Raw genomic sequence first — 19,119 nt, 5'->3', positions numbered from 1 at the left:
CCTTCGTCGTGCGGGCCCGAACGGTGTGGTCAGGCGGCGTAGCCGCCGTCGACGTCGAGCTTCTGGCCCGTGATGAACCGGGCCCGGTCGCTGGCGAGGAAACACACCGCCTCGGCGACGTCGGCGGCGGTGCCGAACATCCGCAGCGGGATGTTGCCGCGGGTCACCTCCAGGGCGCGCTCGTCCAGATCGCCGTCGGCGATGAGGCGGGCCGCCATGCCGTCGGTGAGCATGCCCGGCCCGACGCAGTTCGCCCGGACGCCGAAACGGCCCTCCTCTGCGGCGATCCCGCGCACGAGCGCCTCGACCGCCGCCTTCGGGCCGGCCGAGAGGCCGTCGCGGACCGGGAACCGGCGGGTGGCGGCGGTGGTGACCGCGACCAGGCTGCCGCGGGATTCTCGCAGCCGCGGCAGGGTCGCGGCGAGGATGTTGAAGAACCCGGCCACGTCCTCGGTGAGCTGCGTGGCGAACCGGTCCGGCGCGACCCGGCTCAGATGCAGCATCGGCACGTGTGGCCCGGCGGCGTGCACCAGGGTGTGCACGACCGGTGCCGCGTCGATCAGCGCCGCGCACGACGCCGGGTCGCTCAGCTCGACCCGGTGCGCGCTCGCACCCGGCAGGTCGGCGGCGAGAGCCTCGGCCGCTGCGGCGTTGCCGCGGTAGGCGAGCAGCACGCGGCTGCCGCGGGCGGCGAGGAGGCGGGCGACGGCGCTGCCGATGCCGCCGGTGGCACCGGTGACGACGGCGACGCCCTTGCGGAACCTGAAATCCATCCACTTACGCTACCAAGCAAGCGTTTGGTAGAGTACCCGTCGTGGAGCTGAAACTCGGGGTCATGCCCGTCCTCGGCGGCACCGGCGCCGCCGATCCCGCCACCACCGCTCGCTTCGTCCGGCTGCTCGAGGACCTCGGCTGCGAGTCCGTCTGGGCCGTCGAGCACGTCGTGGTCCCCGACGACTACACCTCTGCGTATCCGTACGACCCGGGCGGCCGGATGAGCCTCGGCGCCGGCGACGACATCCCCGACCCGCTGCACTGGCTCACCTTCGCCGCCGCGCACACCACCACGCTGCGCCTCGGCACCGCAATGCTCATCCTGCCCGAACACCACCCTGTCGACCTCGCGAAACGCCTCGCCACCGTCGACGTGCTCAGCGGCGGGCGGCTCCTGGCCGGCATCGGCGTCGGCTGGCTGCGCGAGGAGTACGACGCCCTCGGTGTGCCGTTCGAGGAACGCGGCGCCCGCGCCGACGAGTACCTCGCCGCCATGCACGCGCTCTGGACGCAGGCCCCGGCGAGCCACACCGGCCGGTTCGTGTCGTTCCACGACGTGCACAGCCGCCCCCGGCCCACCCGCCCCGGCGGCGTGCCGATCATCGTCGGCGGGCACTCGCTCGCCGCGGTGCGCCGGGCCGCCCGCTTCGGCAGCGGCTGGTATCCGCTCGGCGTCAGCGCAGACCGCTTCGCCGAACTGCGGACCGCGCTCGCCGCCGAGTGCGCGGCAGCCGGCCGCACCATCGACGATGTCGAGATCACCATGAGGGCCCCGGGCAACGTGGGGGAGCTGGAGACGCTGCGCTCCCTCGGCGTCTCCCGGGTCGTCATCCGGGCCGACCCCGCCGACCTCGTCGGCGTCCGGGACAAGGTCCGCCGGTATCAGCGAGAGGTGCTCCGCGCATGAGATCCGTCATCGTCACCGGCGCCGCCCAGGGGCTCGGCAAGGCGCACGCACTCGCCTTCGCCGCGGCCGGCGCCCGCCTCGTGCTCAACGACCTGGACGCCGGCGCGCTCGCCGAGGTCGCCGCACACACCGGCGCGGTCGCGTTCCCCGGAGACATCGCCGACTGGGACTTCGCCGCCGCCCTCGTCGGCAAGGCGGTCGCCGAGCACGGCCGCCTCGACGCCCTCGTCAACAACGCCGGCCTGGCCCGCGACCGGATGGTCGTCAACCTCGCCGAGGACGAGTGGGACGCCGTCATGCGGGTCAACCTCAAGGGCACCGCCGCTCCGCTACGGCACGCCGCCGCGCACTGGCGGGCCCGGGCCAAGGCCGGTGAGGACGTCGCCGCCCGGGTCGTCAACACCACCTCCGGCGCCGGGCTGATGGGCAGCGTCGGGCAGGCGAGCTACAGCGCCGCCAAGGCCGGGATCGCCGCGCTGACCCAGGTCGCCGCCGCCGAACTGGCCCGCTACGGCGTCACCGTCAACGCCATCGCCCCCAGCGCCCGCACCGCGATGACCGAGGAGGTCTTCGCCGACGCCATGCGCGCCCCCGACGCCGGCTTCGACGAGATGGACCCCGGCAACGTGTCCCCGCTCGTCGTCTGGCTCGCCGGCGCCGACAGCGGCGACGTGACCGGCCGGGTCTTCGAGGTCTCCGGCGGCCGGATCAGCGTCGCCGGCGGCTGGCAGCACGGCGAGGTCCGCGACGCCGGCCGGCGTTGGCACCCCGACGAGCTCGGCCCCGTCGTGCGCGACCTGCTGTCGCGCGCACCAGCCCCGGCGGCCGTCTATGGCGCCTGAGGTGAGCCTCCGGGCGGCCGACGTCCGCGCCTGGCTGCGGGAGCACCTGACCGGCGAGTTCGCCCCGCTGGTCGGCGCGGGCGGACCGGGCCGGGAGCACGAGCAACTGGAGCTGCGGGCGAAGTGGGAGCGGGAGCTCGGCGCCGCCGGCTGGATCGGCCTCGGCTGGCCGGCGCCGTACGGCCGTGGCGCGAGCATCGCCGAGCAGGTGGTGTTCTTCGAGGAGTACGCCCGCGCCGGCGGCCCAGGCCGGCTCAGCCACATCGGCGAATACCTGCTCGCACCGACCCTCATCGCGCACGGCACCGAAGCGCAGCGCCGCCGCTTCCTGCCGCCGATCGCCCGGGCCGAGGAACTGTGGTGCCAGGGCTACTCCGAGCCCGGCGCCGGTTCCGACCTCGCCGGGGTCCGCACCCGCGCGGAACTGTCCGGCGACCGCTGGCGGATCACCGGGCAGAAGGTGTGGACGTCCCTGGCGCACGCCGCCGACTGGTGCTTCGTGCTCGCGCGTACCGACCCCGCCGCGACCCGCAAGTCCGGCCTGTCCTACCTGCTGGTGCCGATGCGTCAGCCCGGCGTCGAGGTGCGGCCCATCATGCAGCTCACCGGGGCGTCGGAGTTCAACGAGGTCTTCTTCGACGGCGCCAGCACCGACGCGGACCTGGTCGTCGGGGCGCCCGGTGACGGCTGGCGGGTCGCCACCAGCACCCTGTCCTACGAGCGCGGTGTCGCCACCCTCGGCCAGCAGCTCGGCTTCGCTCGCGAACTCGACGCCGTGGTCGCCGCCGCGCGGGCCAACGGGTCCTTCGACGACCCCGTCGTCGCGGACCGCATCGCGGAGGCCTGGGCCGGGCTGCAGGGCCTGCGCCACCACGCGCTGCGGGCGCTGTCGGCCACCGAACCGGACCCGGTCGGGGCGTCGGTGGCGAAGCTGCTGTGGGCCGGCTGGCATCAGCGCCTCGGGGAACTGGCCATGGACGTGGGCGGGGCCGCGTCGACCGTCGCCGAGGCCGCGCCGTATGAGCTGACCGACGCCCAGCGGCTGTTCCTGTTCACCCGCGCCGACACCATTTACGGCGGCTCCGACGAGATCCAGCGCAACATCGTCGCCGACCGGATCCTCGGCCGAACCCCGCGAGGCACCCGATGACCCTGGAGCAGGAACAGAAGCAGGAACAAGAGCAGGAGCACGCCGCGCTGCGCGAGAGTGTCGCCGCGTTCTTCAGCACCGGCGCGGACTGGGGCCGGCTCACCGGAGAACTCGGCCTGACCGCCCTGGCCATCGGGGAGGACCACGGCGGCTTCGGCGCCTCCCTGGTCGAGGTCGGCATCGTCCTGGAGGAGGCCGGCGCCGCGCTGCTGCACTCGCCGCTGCTGTCCACCACGGTCGCCGCCCTCGCCCTCGACCCGGACCTGCCCGCCGCCGCGTCGCTCCTGCCGGCACTCGCCGCCGGTGACCTGATCGGCGCGGTCGCCCTCGACGGCAGCTGCACCGCCCGGCCCGACGGCGACGGGTTCGTCCTGGACGGCTCGTTCGCGCACGTCCTGGACGCCGAATCGGCCGGGGTCGTGATCGTGTCGGACGGCACTGCGCTGTACGCCGTCACCGACCCGGAGATACGGCCGCAGCCGACCCTGGACCAGACCCGCGGGCAGGGGACCCTCGTGCTGTGGCAGGCGCCCGGCCACCTCGTCGCCCGCGACGCCGCCCGCGCGCAGGACCTGCTGCACGCCGCGCTCGCCGCGGAGTCCGTCGGTGTGGCCCGCGCCTCGCTGCGGGTCACCGTCGAGCACCTGCGCACCCGCGAGCAGTTCGGGGTGCCCCTCGCGACGTTCCAGGCGCTGCGGCACCGCGTCGCCGACCTGCACGTCCACCTCGAACAGGCGGTGTCATCCGTGTGGTACGCCCTGCGCGCCGCAGGCACCTCCGAGTTCGCCACCGCGGCGCCCCTCGCCAAGCTGATCGCGACGGAGGCCGCGTGGACCGTGACCCGGGCGTCGATCCAGCTGCTCGGCGGGATCGGCTTCACCTGGGAGCATGACGCGCACCGCTACCTGAAACGCGCCACCGCCAACCGGCTCCTCGCCGGCGACCCGGTCGCCCTGCGCCGCCTCCTGCTGTCCCGCGCCGGGCTGTAGCGCCGCTACGCCAGGCGTGGCAGCGGCTTCGGTGCCGACCGCCACGCGTTGTACGCGGATTCGAGGCGGTCGGGTTCGTCCTGGGTGCCGATCGCGGCCCGGTGCTCGGGACGCTCGGCGTGGTGCCGGATGACGGTGGCGGTGAAGATGGCGTCGACGTGCAGCCGGAACATCGGCACGGTGCACCGCTCCAGGTTTCCGGCCGTGTCCTTGTACAGCAGCCGCATCGTCCAGCGCCGAGCCGGATGCGGGCCGCCGGGCAGGAGGTCCTCCCAGCGGACGTCGCGGCTGCGGAAGGACCGCCGAACGGCGCCGCCGTCGGCGGTCAGCCCGTCGCGAGGACCCGCCGAATGGTCAGGGCGTGACGGGGCGGGCGGTCTCGGTGTAGCGGGGGAGCTGGCCGCCGCCGTCGACGAGGAGACTCGCCCCGGTCAGGTACGCCGCGAGGGGCGACGCCAGCAGCAGCACCGCGTCGGCAATGTCGGCGGGGGTCGCCATGCGGCCCATGGGGACGGTCGCGGCGACCGCGGCCAGGGCGTCCTCGTCGCCGTAGTGCGCGGCGTTGTCGTCGGTGCGGACCACACCGGCGGTGACGGTGTTGACCCGGACCTTCGGCGCCCACTCCAGGGCCAGGGCGCGGGTGAGGACCTCGAGGCCGGCCTTGGCGGCGGCGTACGCGGCGGTGCCGGGTGCCGGTCGCAGCGCGGACACGCTGCCGATGTTGACGATCAGCCCACCGCCCGGCTGGGTCTGCATGACCGCGTTCGCGGCCTGGGCGACGAAGAACGGCGCGAGGAGGTTGAGCCGGACGACGGCGGTCACCAGGTTCGGCGAGGCGGTCGCGGCCGGGACCGCGGGGGAGCCGCCGGCGTTGTTCACCAGGAGGTCGAGCCGGCCGAACCGGTCGACGGCCGTCGTCACCAGCGCGGCGGCCTCGTCTGGCTCGCGCACGTCGGCGGCGGTGAAGACCACCCCGGCCGGCAGGTCGGCAGGTTCGCGCCGGCCGCAGACCAGGACCTGGAAGCCGGCACCGGCGAGACGCGCCGCGATCTCCCGGCCGATCCCGCGGGTGCCGCCGGTGACCAGCGCGGCGGGTTCAGAGCCGTTCGATGATGGTGACATTCGCCGTCCCCCCGCCCTCGCACATGGTCTGCAGCCCGTAGCGGCCGCCGGTGTCCTCCAGGGTGTGCAGCAGCGTCGTCATCAGCCGGGCCCCGGTCGCACCGAGGGGGTGGCCGAGCGCGACCGCGCCGCCGTTGACGTTGATCCGGTCCGGGTCGGCGCCGGTCTCCCGCTGCCAGGCGAGGACCACCGGCACGAACGCCTCGTTGATCTCGACCAGGTCGATGTCGTCGATGGTGAGGCCGCTGCGCCGCAGAGCGTGCGCGGTCGCCGGGATCGGGCCGGTGAGCATGTAGACGGGGTCGTCGGCGCGGACGCTCAGGTGGTGCACGCGGGCGCGGGGGCGCAGGCCGTGGGTGCGCACCGCCGTTTCGGAGGCGACCAGCAGGGCTGCGGCGCCGTCGGAGATCTGGCTGGCGAGTGCGGCGGTGACGACCCCGCCCGGGGTGAGCGTGGGCAGGCCGGCCATCTTCTCCAGCGAGGTGTCCGGGCGCGGTCCCTCGTCGGCGGACACGTCACCGTAGGGCACCGTCTCGCGCGTGAAGCGGCCCGCGGACCGGGCGGCGGCCGCCTTTTGATGGCTGCTCAGCGCGTACACCTCCATCTCAGACCGGCTGAGGGACCATTTCGTGGCGATGAGCTCCGCGGCCCTGAACTGGCTGATCTCCTGGTCACCGTAGCGGGTCTGCCAGCCGGTGGAGCCGCGGAACGGGTCGTCGAAGCCATACGTCCGGCCGGCCAGCATCGCGGCGGAGATCGGGATGGCGCTCATGTTCTGCACGCCACCGGCCACGACGAGGTCGGCGGTGCCGGACATGACGGCCTGGGCGGCGAAGTGCAGCGCCTGCTGGGAGGAGCCGCACTGCCGGTCGACGGTGACGCCGGGGACGGCGTCGGGCAGGCCGGCGGCGAGCCAGGAGGTGCGGGCGATGTTGCCGGCCTGCGGGCCGATGGCGTCGACGCAGCCGAAGATGACGTCGTCGACGGCGGCCGGGTCGACGCCGCTGCGGTCCATGAGCGCGGTCAGCACGTGCGCGCCGAGGTCGGCCGGGTGCACGCCGGCGAGGCCGCCACCCCGCCGGCCGACTGGGGTGCGCACCGCTTCGACCAGGTAAGCCTCTGTCATGCTCGACACTTTACCAAGCGAGCGCTTGGTTGGTAAGGTGCGTGGCATGGAACCGTTGAGTGCCCGGACGCTGCCGGACCTGGTGCGCTCCGGCGCCGAGCACCACCGCGACCGCGAGGCGATCGTCGACGGCTCGGTCCGGCTCACCTACGCCGGGCTGGCCGAAGAGGTCGCCCGGTTCGCCGGAGCCCTTGCCGCCAGAGGTGTCGGCAAGGGCGACCGGGTCGCACTGTGGGCGCCGAACTCGTGGCGGTGGGTCGTCGCCGCGCTCGGCGTCGTCACCGCCGGTGGTGTCCTCGTCCCGCTGAACACCCGCTTCAAGGGGCCGGAGGCCGGCTACATCCTGGCTCGCAGCGGCGCGCGGCTGCTGCTGGTCGACGACGGCTTCCTCGGCAACCGCTACGTCGACTCGCTGGCGGCGGAGAACCTACCCGACTTGTCGGACATCGTAACCCTGGCGGAGTGGGACACCTTCGTCAGCCGCACCGCGGCGGTGACCGCGGAGGTCGGCCCGGACGACCTGTCCGACCTGTTCTTCACCTCCGGCACCACCGGACGGCCGAAGGGCGCGATGCTCACGCATCGGCAGAGCACCCAGGTCTACGTCGCCTGGAGCGAGCTCGCCGACCTGCGCGCGGGGGACCGGTATCTGCTCGTTAACCCGTGTTTCAACACCTTCGGCTACAAGGCGGGCGTCATCGCCTGCCTCCTGCGCGGCGCGACGATCGTCCCGCAGCCGGTCTTCGACGTCGCCGCGTCGCTGCGGCTCATCGAGCAGGAGCGGATCACGGTCCTGCCCGGCCCGCCGACGCTGTACACCACCCTGCTCGACCATCCGGACCGGCTGTCACACGACCTGTCCAGCCTGCGGGTCGCGGTCACCGGCGCCACCACGGTGCCGGTGGTCATGATCGAGCGGCTCCGCGAGGAGCTGAAGCTGGCGAGGGTGCTCACCGCCTACGGGCTCACCGAGTCCTGCGGCACGGCCACCATGTGCCGCCCCGACGACGACCCAACCACCGTGTCGACCACCTGCGGCGCCGCGATCGACGGCGTCGAGGTCGCCGTCGATCCGGTCACCTCGGAGGTGCTCATCCGCGGGTACAACGTGATGCGCGGCTACTGGCAGGACCCGGCGGCGACCGCCGACGCGCTCGACGCCGCCGGCTGGCTGCACACCGGCGACATCGGCGTCCTCGACGAGCGCGGCTACCTGCGGATCACCGACCGGCTCAAGGACATGTTCATCGTCGGCGGGTTCAACGCCTACCCGGCCGAGATCGAGCAGGTCCTCGCCCGGCACGAGGGCGTCGCCGAGGTCGCGGTCATCGGCGTCCCCGACGAGCGCCTCGGCGAGGTCGCCCGCGCCTACATCGTCCCGCGAACGGACCACACGGTGACACAGGAGGAGCTTGCCGTGTACTGCAAGGGACGCCTCGCGAACTACAAGTTGCCGCGCTCCTACGTGTTCCTGGACGCGTTGCCGCGCAACGCCAGCGGCAAGGTGCTCAAGACGACCCTGCGCGCGGCGGCGTAGATGGACACCGTCATCGTCACCGGTGGTGCCAGCGGCATCGGCGCCGCGATCGTCCGCCTCGCGCTGGAACATGGCCTCCGCCCGGTCGTCTGGGACCTGGCCCCGACCGACGGCGGTCTCGTCGTCGACGTCCGCGACCCGGCCGCGGTCGCGGCGGCGCTGGAGGCGAGCGGGCCGGCCCGGTTCCTCGTCAACAACGCCGGCCCGGCCAGCGGCGGCGCCCCGCTCGGCTTCGCCGAGGGCCTCACCGCGACCGCCGGCAGCGTCGAGACCGTCACCACGGCCTGGCTGCGCACCGGCCCGCCCGAGGGCGCGGCGGTGGTCAACGTCGCCTCCGTCGCCGGGAATCTCGTCGGCACCGACTCGGCCTGGTACTCGGCCGGCAAGGCCGCCATCGCCGGCTACACCCGCCACCTCGCCACCCGGATCGCGCCGGCGGTGCGCGCCAACGCCGTCGCCCCCGGCTTCATCGACACGCCGAGGATGGCCGGGTTCGGCGACACGCCGCTCGGCCGGGACCTCATCACCCGCAACCCGATGCGCCGCGCCGGGCGCCCCGAGGACGTCGCCGCCGCGGTGCTGTTCCTGCTCTCCCCGTCCGCCGCGTACATCAACGGCGTCCTGCTGCCGGTCGACGGCGGCTGGACGGTCTCCCAGTAACCGTCAAGGAAAGGGGCTGCGCAGATGCCTGACGCCGTCATCGTCTCGGCCGTGCGTTCGCCGATCGGTCGCGCCTACAAGGGTTCCCTCGCCGGCGTGCGCGCCGACGACCTCGCCGTGCAGGTCGTGCGCCTCGCCCTGGAGCGAGTCCCGTCGCTGGACCCGCGGACGCTGGACGACCTCATGCTCGGCTGCGCCCAGCCGGCCGGCGAACAGGGGTACAACCTCGGCCGGCAGGTCGCGATGCACCTCGGCCTGGACATGGTGCCCGGCACGACCGTCAACCGGTACTGCGCGTCGTCGCTGCAGGCGATCCGGATGGCGTTCCACGCGATCAAGGCCGGAGAGGGGCACGCGTTCGTCGCCGCCGGCGCCGAGGTTGTCTCGCACTACCCATTGGGGAAGGCGGATGGCATGCCCGGCACCCGCAACCCGCGCTTCGACGGCATCACCGGGTCCCGGCCCTGGTCGGACCCGCGGAACCGCGGGGAGCTGCCCGACGTGTACATCGCGATGGGGGAGACCGCCGAGAACGTCGCCGAGCTGTGCGGGATCACCCGGCTCGAACAGGACGAGTTCGCGGTCCGCAGCCAGAACAACGCCGAGGAGGCCCTCGCCGACGGCTTCTGGGACCGCGACATCACCCCGGTCACCCTGCCCGACGGCACCGTGCTGCGCCACGACGACGGGCCGCGGGCCGGCGTCACCCTGGAGAAGGTCGCGGCGCTGCAACCCGCGTTCCGACCCGACGGCACCGTCACCGCCGGCAACTGCTGCCCACTCAACGACGGCGCCGCCGCCCTGGTCGTGCTCAGCGACGTGCGGGCCCGCGAGCTCGGCCTGACCCCCCTCGCGCGGATCGTCAGCACCGGCGTGTCCGCGCTCAGCCCGGAGATCATGGGCCTCGGCCCGGTCGAGGCGACCCGCCGCGCCCTCGCCAACGCGGGCCTGGGCATCGGCGACATCGACCTGGTCGAGATCAACGAGGCGTTCGCCGCGCAGGCGATCCCGGCGTACCGGCAGATGGGCGCCGACCCGGAGCGCGTCAACGTGCACGGCGGTGCCATCGCGGTCGGCCACCCGTTCGGGATGACCGGCGCCCGGATCGCCACCACGCTGCTCAACGGCCTCGTGCACCGCGACGCACAGTTCGGCCTGGAGACCATGTGCACCGCCGGCGGGCAGGGCATGGCCATGGTGATCGAGCGGCTCGCCTGATGGGTGCCCTGAACGGCAAGGCGGTCGTCGTCACGGGCGCCGGGCGGGGCCTCGGCGCCGCCTACGCCCGTCTCGCCGCGGCCGAGGGGGCGGCGGTGCTCGTCAACGACGTCGACGCCGACCTCGCTCTGACCGTCGCTGCGCAGATCACCGCGTCCGGCGGCCAGGCCGACGTGGCGGTCGGCACGATCAGCACCTGGGACGGCGCCGGCGCGGTGGTCGAGCGGTGCGTCGAGGTGTTCGGCGCGATCGACGGCCTGGTCAACAACGCCGGGATCTTCCGCCTCGCGCACCCGTCGCAGCAGGACCCCGACGAGTTCCGCGCCGTCATCGAGGTGAACCTGCTCGGCACGGCGTACTGCGGCCTGCACGCGATCCGGGCGATGCTCGCGCAGGGCGGCGGCTCGGTGGTGAACGTGACGTCCGGCGCGCACGCCGGGTCGGCGGCAATGGGCGCCTATGGGGCCAGCAAGGGCGGCGTCGCCTCGCTCACCTACTGCTGGGCGGCCGACCTGATCGGCACGGGGGTGAGGGTCAACGCCGTCTCACCGAACGCGCACACCCGGATGGCCGACACGTTCGAGGCGTACCTCGGCGCGGCCGCGAAGGGACAGAACGTGCGCAAGCCGCCGGAGCAGAACGCCCCGGCGGTCATCTACCTGCTCTCCGACGCCGCCGCGGCCGTGCACGGGCAGGTGGTCCGCATCGACGGCGACGAGCTGTCGATGATCGCGCACCCCGTCGTGCAGGGCACCGGAGCCCAGGACGCCGAGTGGACGGTGGAGAAGGTCGAGGCGGCCTTCGCGGCCGGTGCCGTCGGCCCGATCAGCCCGGTCGGCCTGCACCGCGCCTAGGTTCTGTAACGCGGATCATGGGCTTGGATCGTTGCACCGGTGTGGCTCGTGGTGATCTGAGCAATGACGAGTGGGCTGTGCTGGCGCCTCTGTTGCCGGCGCAGCCTGTTCGTGGTGGACAGTGGCGTGATCACCGTCAGGTGATCAATGCGATCTGCTGAGTGAAGCGGACCGGGTCACCGTGGCGTGACCTGCCGGAACGGTACGGGCCGTGGAAGACGCCGTGCCAGCGGTTGCGGCGGTGGGCCGCCGACGGCACGTGGGCGATGCTCAAACAACGGGTCGTCGCCCTCGCCGACAAGCTGGCCAGCCACCATCAGACCACGCTCGACCTCGCCGAAAACCCTCGATTGGCTACGAGCCGTTCCCGACAGCCATGATCCGCGAGACAGAACCTAGCGGGACTTGGCCAGGCCGTCCAGGAACAGTGAGGTGCAGTCCTCGGCGAGGCGGGTGATCGGGTACGCCGCGGTGGGCTTGAACCAGCGCACCGACAGCCAGACGGCGTCACGCATCAACCGGTAGAGGATCTTGGGGTCCAGGTCGTCGCGGATGACGCCCTCGGCGATTCCTGCCTCGATGACGGACAGCCAGGTGCTCTGCACCTCTTTGCCGGCGGTGCGCAGATATCCGAACCGTTCGATCTGGGTCAGGTAGTTGACATCGTTCTGGTAGATCTCGGTGGCGTGCGGGTGCGCCTCGACGACCTCGAGCGAGGCCACGATGAGGTCGTGCAGGCGGGTCCGCGGGTGGCTTTCGCCGTCCAGCACGCGCTTGTAGCGGGTGCGCAGGTCGTCCAGGTAGGAGGTCACGATCTCGTCGACCATGGCTTCCTTGGACTCGAAGTGGTGATACAGGCTGCCGGACAGGATGCCGGCTTCGTCGGCGATCTCGCGCACGGTCGTGGCCGAGACGCCCTTGCGGGCGAACAGCGCCGCAGCGCTGGCGAGAATCCGCTCGCGTCGATCCCCAGGCTCTCGTGCCATCCCGCTCTTCCTCACCGATGTCGTTGTGCAGCCTCGTCAATCCCGTTCGCACCAGGAGTCTACGTGGACCGCGGCCGTGAGATATGGCTCGGCAGCGAGTGTAGCGCAATCAAGCAAGCGCTTGGTACGTTCATCGGGCAAGGTCCAGCCTGCGCGGTGAAGAAGGCGGCGATGGCGAACAAGCAGATGACCGAAGACGAGGTCGTGGCACAGCTGCGCTCGGGCATGACGATCGGGATCGGCGGCTGGGGATCCAGACGCAAACCGATGTCCCTGGTGCGCGCGATCCTGCGCTCCGACCTCACCGACCTGACCATCGTCAGCTACGGCGGGCCTGACGTCGGCCTGCTCCTGGCCGCCAAGAAGGTCCGCCGACTGGTGTACGGGTTCGTCTCCCTGGACACGATCCCGCTCGAGCCGCACTTCCGGGCGGCCCGCCAGGCGGGCGCGGTGGAAGTGACCGAATACGACGAGGGCATGCTGCGCTGGGCGTTGTACGCCGCAGCGTGCCGGCTGCCCTTCATGCCCAGCCGGGCCGGGCTCGGCTCCGACGTGCTGAAGGTCAACCCCGCGCTGCGGACCGTCGCCTCGCCCTACGGCGACGAGGAACTCGTCGCGATCCCGGCGGTGCGCCTCGACGCGGCCCTGGTGCACCTCAACCGGGCCGACGTGCAGGGCAACGCCCAGTACCTGGGGCCCGACCCGTACTTCGACGACCTGTTCTGCAGCGCCGCCGACAGGGCCTACGTGTCGTGTGAGCAGATCGTCGACACCGCCGAGCTCACCCGGACCGCACCCGTGCAGTCGCTGCTGTTGCAGCGGTGGATGGTGCACGGGGTCGTCGAGGCGCCCCGCGGCGCGCACTTCACCTCCTGCGCCCCTGACTACGGCCGGGACGAGGCGTTCCAGCGCGAATACGTCGCGGCCGCCGCCGACCCGCAGGCGTGGGCGGCGTTCTACGACCGGTACCTGGGGGTCCTGACGTGAGCAACAGCATGAGCACCGTCACTCGCGCTGAGGTGTGCGTCGTGGCCTGCGCCGAGGTGTGGCGCGGCGACGGGGAGATCCTCGCCAGCCCGACCGGCCTGGTGCCGAGCATCGCCGCTCGGCTGGCCCGTGCCACCTTCGCGCCGGACCTGCTGCTGTCCGACGGCGAGGCGTACCTGACCCAGGGCACCTGGGCGATCGGCGCCACCCCGCCGGTCGTCGAAGGCTGGATCCCGTTCCGGGCCGTGTTCGACCTGCTGTACACCGGCCGCCGGCACGTCATGATGGGCCCCAGCCAGATCGACCGCTACGGCAACGCCAACATCTCCGCCATCGGCGACTTCGCCCGCCCGACCCGGGCGCTGCTCGGCGTCCGCGGCGCGCCCGGCAACACCGTCAATCACCCCACCAGCTACTGGGTGCCCCGGCACGGGCAGCGCTCGTTCGTCGCCGCGGTCGACATGGTCAGCGGCGTCGGCTACGACCGGGCCGCCGCGAACCCGGCCGCCGGCCGCTACCACGAGATCCGGCGGGTGGTCAGCAACCTCGGCGTCTTCGATTTCGGCACCGACGACCACCGGATGCGTCTGGTCTCGGTGCATCCCGGCGTCACCGTCGACGAGATCGTTTCCGCGACCGGGTTCGAGCTGGCCGTGCCCGCGGAGGTACCGCAGACCCGGCTGCCGACCGACGCCGAACTCGCCCTGATCCGCGAGGTCATCGACCCGGCCTCGGTCCGTTCGCGGGAAGTCGACACGTGAGCGCGCTGCGGACGCCGATCTGCGAGCTGTTCGGCATCCGGTACCCGATCGTGCAGACCGGCATGGGCTGGGTCTCCGACGCCCGGCTCACCGCCGCCACCTCCAACGCCGGCGGCCTCGGCATCCTCGCCAGCGCGACCCTGTCCTACGAGGAACTGGTGACCGCGATCGCCGACGTGCGGCAGCTGACCGACGCACCGTTCGGGGTCAACCTGCGCGCCGACGCCCCCGATGCGGCACAGCGCGCCGATCTGCTCATCCGGGAAGGTGTACGGGTGGCCTCGTTCGCCCTCGCGCCGAAGCCCGAACTGATCGAGCGGCTCAAGGCCGCCGGCGTGGTGGTGGTGCCGTCCGTCGGGGCGCGCCGGCACGCGGAGAAGGTCGCCGCGTGGGGCGTCGACGCCGTCGTCGTGCAGGGTGGCGAGGGCGGCGGGCACACCGGCCCGGTCCCCACCACCCTGCTGCTGCCCCAGGTCGTCGACGCCGTCGACATTCCGGTCATCGCCGCCGGCGGCTTCTTCGACGGACGTGGCCTGGTCGCCGCCCTCGCCTACGGCGCCGCCGGGATCGCGATGGGGACCCGGTTCCTGCTCACCAGCGACAGCCCGGTCGGTGCGGCGGTGAAGCAGCGGTACCTCGACGCCACCGTCACCGACACGGTCGTCACCGCCGCGCTGGACGGCGTGCCGCAGCGGGTCCTGCGCACCCCCTTCGTCGATGGCCTCGCCGACACCGGCGCGCTGCGGCGGCTGCCCCGCGCGGTCCGCAACGCGCAGGTGCTGCGGAAGCTGACGGGCCGGTCGTGGCTGAGCATGCTGCGCGAGGGCCGGGCCATGCGCGGCAGCCACGACCTGCGCCTCAGCCAGCTCGTCCTCGCCGCGAACACCCCGATGCTGATCCGCGCCGCCATGGTCGACGGCCGCGCCGACGCCGGCGTCATGGCCACCGGCCAGGTTGCCGGGCTCATCGACGACCTGCCCAGCTGCGCGGAGCTCATCGAGCGCATCATGGCCGAGGCCGCGGACACGCTGAAGCGGTTCGCCTGATGCCCGCCTACGCCATCGAGGACGTCGTGCCGGTCGTCCACCCGACCGCGTACGTCCATCCGACCGCGGTGCTCATCGGCGACGTCCACGTCGGCGCCGGCTGCTACGTCGGCCCCCTCGCCAGCCTGCGCGGCGACTTCGGGCGCATCGTCATGGCGGCCGGCTCGAACGTCCAGGACTCCTGCGTCCTGCACACCTTCCCCGGCACGGTCCTGACCCTCGGCCCGGACGGACACGTCGGGCACGGCGCGGTCCTGCACGGCTGCCGCGTCGGCGCCGGCGCGCTCATCGGCATCAACGCGGTCGTGCTGGACGGCGCCGACGTCGGCGAATACGCGTTCGTCGGCGCGCACTCCCTCGTCAGGGCCGAGTTCGTGGTGCCGCCGAGGACCCTGGCGGCCGGCGCGCCGGCGAAGGTCGTGCGGGACCTGACGGACGTGGAACTGGCCTGGAAGGCGCACGGGACGGCGGTGTATCAGGCCCTGGCCGTGCGCAGCCGCGACTCGTTGCGACCTGCTACGCCGTTGACGGAGGAGGAGCCGGACCGGCCGCGGCTGTCGACGTCCGCGGCGGTCGCGGTGCCGCTCGATCAGGCCCGGCGTGCCTCTGGTGAGCCAAGCAAGCGCTTGGTAGAGTCGTGACCATGCCGAACAGGACATCGGGCCACGGGCTGCTCGCCGGTCGCACCGTGCTGGTCACCGCTGCCGCGGGCACCGGCATCGGCTTCGCCACCGCCGAGCGGTGCGTCGAGGAGGGCGCCACGGTCGTCGTCTCCGACCGGCACGAGCGCCGCCTCGCCGAAGCCGCCGAACGCCTCGGCGTCCTCGGCGTGCCGTGCGACGTCACCGACCAGGCCCAGGTGGAGCACCTCTTCGCCACCGCCGTCTCGCATTTCGGTGGCGGGCTCGACGTGCTGGTCAACAACGCCGGGCTCGGTGGCACCGCCGCCGTCGTGGACATGACCGACGAGCAGTGGAGCACGGTCCTGGACGTCACGCTCACTGGCACCTTCCGCTGTACCAGGGCGGCACTGCGGCACATGATCCCGCGCGGCACCGGAGTGGTGGTCAACAACGCCTCCGTCATCGGCTGGCGGGCACAGGAGGGCCAGGCGCACTACGCCGCGGCGAAGGCCGGGGTCATGGCGCTCACCCGCTGCTCCGCCCTCGAGGCGGCCCGCTCCGGGGTGCGGGTCAACGCAGTCGCGCCCAGCCTGGCGATGCACCCGCACCTGGCGAAGGTCACCACGGACGAACTGCTCGCCGAGCTGTCCACCCGGGAGGCGTTCGGCCGCCCCGCGGAGCCGTGGGAGATCGCCAACGTGATCGTGTTCCTGGCCAGCGAATACAGCTCGTACATGACCGGCGAGGTCGTCTCGGTCAGCAGCCAACACCCGTAGAGAGGCCGGCATGGTCGACGACAGTGCAGTCGGGGTGACCGGCGAGCCGTTCACCCTCGACATCGAACGCGGCAAGATCCGCGAGTTCGCCCGCGCGACCGGCTCGGCGAACCCCGACTATCTGACGGCGGAGGACCCGGTGATCCCGCCGACGTTCCTGACCACCGCGTTCTTCTGGCAGACCGGGGAGTCCGACCCCTGGCAGGCGGTCGCGATGGACCAGCGCAAGGGGCTGCACGCGGAGCAGGAGTTCGTGTTCCACGGCCCGCCACCCCGCGCCGGCGACCGGCTCACCGGGCGATCCCGGATCGAGTCGGTCACCCGCAAGGAGGGTCGCAGCGGCACCCTCACCTTCGCGGTGATGGTCACCGAGTTCCGCGACGAGACCGGCCGCCACGTCGCCACCGCCCGCCTCACCGGCGTGGAGACGGCGGTGACCGGTACGCAGCGCAGCGGAGGGGCCGGTCATCAGGCAGCGCAGTCCCAAGGTCAGGGCGGCGCCGAAGCGAAGGTGACGGCATGACCGCCTCCGTCCACGGGCCGCTGACTCGGACTGACCTGGTGCGTTACCAGGGGGCGTCCGGGGACTTCAACCCGATCCACCACGACGAGCCGTTCGCCCTGTCGGCCGGGATGCCGGCGCCGCTGTCACTGGGCATGCTGCAGGCCGGGTTCCTGGCGACCTGGGCGACCGACCGGTTCGGCGCCGCGGCGGTCCGCTCCTTCCGGGTCCGCTTCGCCGCCCAGGTCTTCCCTGGCGACACCGTCACCTGCGACGGCACCGTCGTGCGGCAGGACGAGGACAGCTTCGACGTCGAGATGACGTGCACCACCCAGGACGGCACCGTCGCCGTGTACGGCTGGGCGACCTTCACCACGGAGGCATCGTGATCGAGTCCACAGTGGACGAACTTGGGGTGGCCGAGATCGTCATGGCCAACCCGCCGGTGAACGCGCTGCCGGTGGCCGGCTGGTTCGCCCTCGCCGCCGCCCTCGACGCGGCCGGCGCCGACGCAGGCGTCCGCGCGGTCGTGCTGCGCGCCGAGGGACGCGGTTTCAACGCCGGCGTCGACATCAAGGAACTCCAGGCGAGCACCGGCTACGGCGCCCTCGTCGGGGCCAACCGTGGCTGCGCGGCCGCGTTCAGCGCCGTCTACGACTGCCCGGTCCCCGTCATCGCCGCCGTGCACGGGTTCTGCCTCGGCGGCGGCATCGGCCTGGTCGGCAACGCCGACGTCATCGTCGCCTCCGACGACGCCACGTTCGGGCTGCCGGAGGTCGACCGGGGCGCCCTCGGCGCGGCCACGCACCTGTCGCGGCTGGTGCCGCAGCACAAGATGCGGGCCATGATGTACACGTCGGCGACCGCGACCGCCGCCGAGCTGCACGCGTTCGGCTCGGTCCTCACCGTCGTGCCCCGCGACGAGCTGCGGGCCGCCGCGTTCGCCGTCGCCCACGACATCGCGGCCAAGGACCCGGCGGTCATCCGGGCCGCGAAGGAGTCGCTCAACGGCATCGACCCGTGGGACCCGAAACGCAGCTACCGCTACGAGCAGGGTTTCACCTTCGAGCTCAACCTCACCGGCGTGGCCGACAAGGTCCGGGACGAGTTCGGCCAATGACCGGAATCCGCCTGGAAGACTCCCCGGACGAGGCCGCCTTCCGCGCCGAGGCGCGGGCCTGGCTGCGAGCCAACGTGCCCGGCCCGCTGCCGTCCGGCGACACCCGCGAGGGCTTCGCCGCGCACCTGCACTGGGAACGCGCCCTGTTCGACGCCGGCTGGGCCGTCGTGTCGTGGCCGCGCCGGTACGGCGGCCGCGACGCCTCACTGTGGCAGTGGCTCGTCTTCGAGGAGGAGTACTACGCCGCCGGCGCACCGCAGCGCGTCACCCAGAACGGCATCTTCCTGCTCGCCCCGACTCTGTTCGAGTTCGGCACCGCTGTGCAGCAGGACACCCTCCTGCCTCGGATGGCCGCCGCCCGGGACCTGTGGTGCCAGGGCTGGTCCGAGCCCGGCGCCGGCAGCGACCTCGCCGCCATCAGCAGCCGCGCCGAACCCGTCGACGGCGGCTGGCGGCTCAACGGGCAGAAGACCTGGACCACCCGAGGCGCCTTCAGCACCCACCTCTTCGGTCTGTTCCGCACCGACCCGGCCGCCGCCCGGCACCGCGGCCTCACCTACTTCCTCGTCCCTCTGGACGCCGGCGGGGTGACGGTCCGCGGCTTCGGCCGCCTCGACGGCGACGAGGGCTTCGCCGAGGTCTTCTTCGACGACGTGTTCGTCCCTGCCGGCGCCGTCCTCGGCGAACCCGGCAAGGGCTGGCAGGTCGCCATGTCCACGACCGGCTCCGAACGCGGCCTCACGCTGCGCTCCCCGGGCCGGTTCCTGCACACCGCGCAGCGGCTCGTCGCGCTCGCCGCCGCGCAGGGCGACCGGCTGCGGCCCGTCGTGCGGGAGCGGGTCACCCGGGCCTGGCTCAACGCCCGCGCCTACCAGCTGTTCACCCTCAACCAGGTCACCGACCTCGTCGAAGGGCGACCACCCGGCGCCCGATCGAGCCTCAACAAGCTGTTCTGGTCGCGGCTGGACATCGAGCTGCACGAGATCGCCCTGGAACTGCTCGGCGCGGAAGCGGTCCTCGACTCGCCGTGGACCCGCGGCTTCCAGTTCTCGCTCGCCGGCCCGATCTACGCCGGCACCAACGAGATCCAGCGCAACATCGTCGCCGAGCGGGTGCTCGGCCTGCCACGAGCGTGAAGG

At 72.8% G+C, this 19,119-nt stretch carries 22 protein-coding genes and 1 pseudogene; 18 read left to right on the top strand and 5 right to left on the bottom strand.

The window, feature by feature from the left end; translation table 11 throughout:
- Positions 1–29 precede the first annotated feature (29 nt).
- Positions 30–773 (bottom strand): SDR family oxidoreductase, encoded by a 744-nt coding sequence (locus ACFY3L_RS43855; protein ID WP_344499675.1) that lies wholly within the window; start codon positions 771–773, stop codon positions 30–32.
- Positions 774–814: 41 nt separating this feature from the next.
- On the opposite strand from ACFY3L_RS43855, the gene ACFY3L_RS43850 reads away from it, so the two are divergent.
- Genes ACFY3L_RS43850 through ACFY3L_RS43835 form a run of 4 tightly spaced genes read left to right on the top strand, consistent with a single transcriptional unit; the run spans position 815 to position 4,662 of the window.
- Positions 815–1,681: an LLM class F420-dependent oxidoreductase gene (locus ACFY3L_RS43850; RefSeq protein ID WP_389338974.1), complete on the top strand. Its 867-nt coding sequence runs from the start codon at positions 815–817 to the stop codon at positions 1,679–1,681.
- Entirely contained in the window at positions 1,678–2,523 is an 846-nt protein-coding gene (locus tag ACFY3L_RS43845; protein WP_389338972.1) for an SDR family oxidoreductase, read from the top strand. Before ACFY3L_RS43850 ends, ACFY3L_RS43845 begins: the two co-directional genes overlap by 4 nt.
- Before the next feature lies 1 nt (position 2,524).
- Positions 2,525–3,673, top strand: coding sequence for an acyl-CoA dehydrogenase family protein (locus tag ACFY3L_RS43840; RefSeq protein ID WP_389338970.1), 1,149 nt, complete (start codon positions 2,525–2,527; stop codon positions 3,671–3,673).
- Positions 3,670–4,662 carry an acyl-CoA dehydrogenase family protein gene (locus ACFY3L_RS43835; RefSeq protein WP_389338968.1) on the top strand — a complete coding sequence of 331 codons (993 nt, stop codon included), beginning with the start codon at positions 3,670–3,672 and terminating at the stop codon, positions 4,660–4,662. Before ACFY3L_RS43840 ends, ACFY3L_RS43835 begins: the two co-directional genes overlap by 4 nt.
- Positions 4,663–4,667: 5 nt before the next feature.
- Here the strand turns inward: ACFY3L_RS43835 and ACFY3L_RS43830 are convergent, their stop codons facing one another.
- The 3 genes from ACFY3L_RS43830 to ACFY3L_RS43820 form a co-directional block, all read right to left on the bottom strand.
- Positions 4,668–4,889 carry a hypothetical protein gene (locus ACFY3L_RS43830; RefSeq protein ID WP_389338966.1) on the bottom strand — a complete coding sequence of 74 codons (222 nt, stop codon included), beginning with the start codon at positions 4,887–4,889 and terminating at the stop codon, positions 4,668–4,670.
- Positions 4,890–5,016: 127 nt separating this feature from the next.
- Positions 5,017–5,784 (bottom strand): SDR family oxidoreductase, encoded by a 768-nt coding sequence (locus tag ACFY3L_RS43825; RefSeq protein WP_389338964.1) that lies wholly within the window; start codon positions 5,782–5,784, stop codon positions 5,017–5,019.
- Positions 5,759–6,910: an acetyl-CoA C-acetyltransferase gene (locus tag ACFY3L_RS43820; protein ID WP_389338962.1), complete on the bottom strand. Its 1,152-nt coding sequence runs from the start codon at positions 6,908–6,910 to the stop codon at positions 5,759–5,761. The genes ACFY3L_RS43825 and ACFY3L_RS43820 overlap by 26 nt, the downstream gene beginning before the upstream one ends.
- 46 nt (positions 6,911–6,956) lie before the next feature.
- Here ACFY3L_RS43820 and ACFY3L_RS43815 point away from each other — a divergent pair, with 46 nt between their 5' ends.
- The 5 genes and pseudogenes from ACFY3L_RS43815 to ACFY3L_RS43795 all read left to right on the top strand — a co-directional run.
- Complete coding sequence (locus ACFY3L_RS43815; RefSeq protein ID WP_389338960.1) at positions 6,957–8,447, top strand: FadD3 family acyl-CoA ligase; 1,491 nt, start codon at positions 6,957–6,959, stop codon at positions 8,445–8,447.
- On the top strand, positions 8,448–9,107 hold the full coding sequence (locus ACFY3L_RS43810; RefSeq protein ID WP_389338958.1) for an SDR family NAD(P)-dependent oxidoreductase: 660 nt from the start codon (positions 8,448–8,450) through the stop codon (positions 9,105–9,107).
- A 24-nt stretch (positions 9,108–9,131) separates the two neighbouring features.
- Positions 9,132–10,325 (top strand): acetyl-CoA C-acetyltransferase, encoded by a 1,194-nt coding sequence (locus ACFY3L_RS43805; RefSeq protein ID WP_389338956.1) that lies wholly within the window; start codon positions 9,132–9,134, stop codon positions 10,323–10,325.
- On the top strand, positions 10,325–11,179 hold the full coding sequence (locus tag ACFY3L_RS43800; RefSeq protein ID WP_389338954.1) for an SDR family NAD(P)-dependent oxidoreductase: 855 nt from the start codon (positions 10,325–10,327) through the stop codon (positions 11,177–11,179). Before ACFY3L_RS43805 ends, ACFY3L_RS43800 begins: the two co-directional genes overlap by 1 nt.
- A 41-nt stretch (positions 11,180–11,220) precedes the next feature.
- Positions 11,221–11,475: pseudogene (locus ACFY3L_RS43795) on the top strand (transposase); the annotation flags it as partial.
- A 99-nt stretch (positions 11,476–11,574) separates the two neighbouring features.
- Here the strand turns inward: ACFY3L_RS43795 and ACFY3L_RS43790 are convergent.
- Complete coding sequence (locus tag ACFY3L_RS43790) at positions 11,575–12,165, bottom strand: TetR/AcrR family transcriptional regulator (RefSeq protein WP_354894174.1); 591 nt, start codon at positions 12,163–12,165, stop codon at positions 11,575–11,577.
- 171 nt (positions 12,166–12,336) lie between these two features.
- On the opposite strand from ACFY3L_RS43790, the gene ACFY3L_RS43785 reads away from it, so the two are divergent.
- The 9 genes from ACFY3L_RS43785 (at position 12,337) to ACFY3L_RS43745 (ending at position 19,116) form a co-directional block, all read left to right on the top strand.
- Complete coding sequence (locus ACFY3L_RS43785) at positions 12,337–13,152, top strand: CoA transferase subunit A (protein WP_389338952.1); 816 nt, start codon at positions 12,337–12,339, stop codon at positions 13,150–13,152.
- An 8-nt stretch (positions 13,153–13,160) separates the two neighbouring features.
- Positions 13,161–13,913: a CoA-transferase subunit beta gene (locus tag ACFY3L_RS43780; protein WP_389338950.1), complete on the top strand. Its 753-nt coding sequence runs from the start codon at positions 13,161–13,163 to the stop codon at positions 13,911–13,913.
- Positions 13,914–13,975: 62 nt separating this feature from the next.
- Entirely contained in the window at positions 13,976–14,959 is a 984-nt protein-coding gene (locus tag ACFY3L_RS43775; RefSeq protein ID WP_389339153.1) for an NAD(P)H-dependent flavin oxidoreductase, read from the top strand.
- Positions 14,959–15,600 carry a gamma carbonic anhydrase family protein gene (locus ACFY3L_RS43770; protein WP_389338948.1) on the top strand — a complete coding sequence of 214 codons (642 nt, stop codon included), beginning with the start codon at positions 14,959–14,961 and terminating at the stop codon, positions 15,598–15,600. Before ACFY3L_RS43775 ends, ACFY3L_RS43770 begins: the two co-directional genes overlap by 1 nt.
- A gap of 2 nt (positions 15,601–15,602) precedes the next feature.
- Entirely contained in the window at positions 15,603–16,358 is a 756-nt protein-coding gene (locus ACFY3L_RS43765) for an SDR family oxidoreductase (protein ID WP_363398006.1), read from the top strand.
- Positions 16,359–16,368: 10 nt separating this feature from the next.
- Positions 16,369–16,881 carry a MaoC family dehydratase N-terminal domain-containing protein gene (locus ACFY3L_RS43760; protein ID WP_389338946.1) on the top strand — a complete coding sequence of 171 codons (513 nt, stop codon included), beginning with the start codon at positions 16,369–16,371 and terminating at the stop codon, positions 16,879–16,881.
- The gene (locus tag ACFY3L_RS43755) at positions 16,878–17,249 is read left to right on the top strand and encodes a MaoC/PaaZ C-terminal domain-containing protein (RefSeq protein ID WP_389338944.1); all 372 of its coding nucleotides are present in this window, start codon (positions 16,878–16,880) and stop codon (positions 17,247–17,249) included. Before ACFY3L_RS43760 ends, ACFY3L_RS43755 begins: the two co-directional genes overlap by 4 nt.
- Positions 17,246–17,980 carry an enoyl-CoA hydratase family protein gene (locus ACFY3L_RS43750; protein ID WP_344499712.1) on the top strand — a complete coding sequence of 245 codons (735 nt, stop codon included), beginning with the start codon at positions 17,246–17,248 and terminating at the stop codon, positions 17,978–17,980. The genes ACFY3L_RS43755 and ACFY3L_RS43750 overlap by 4 nt, the downstream gene beginning before the upstream one ends.
- Positions 17,977–19,116 carry an acyl-CoA dehydrogenase family protein gene (locus ACFY3L_RS43745; RefSeq protein WP_389338942.1) on the top strand — a complete coding sequence of 380 codons (1,140 nt, stop codon included), beginning with the start codon at positions 17,977–17,979 and terminating at the stop codon, positions 19,114–19,116. The genes ACFY3L_RS43750 and ACFY3L_RS43745 overlap by 4 nt, the downstream gene beginning before the upstream one ends.
- Positions 19,117–19,119: the final 3 nt, after the last annotated feature.

Origin of the sequence: Dactylosporangium sp. NPDC000521 (assembly GCF_042898305.1) — a bacterium.
In the GTDB taxonomy this organism is placed as follows: Bacteria; Actinomycetota; Actinomycetes; order Mycobacteriales; family Micromonosporaceae; genus Dactylosporangium.
Note: the sequence above shows the minus strand (reverse complement) of the source record. Positions and strands in the feature narration are given on the sequence as shown.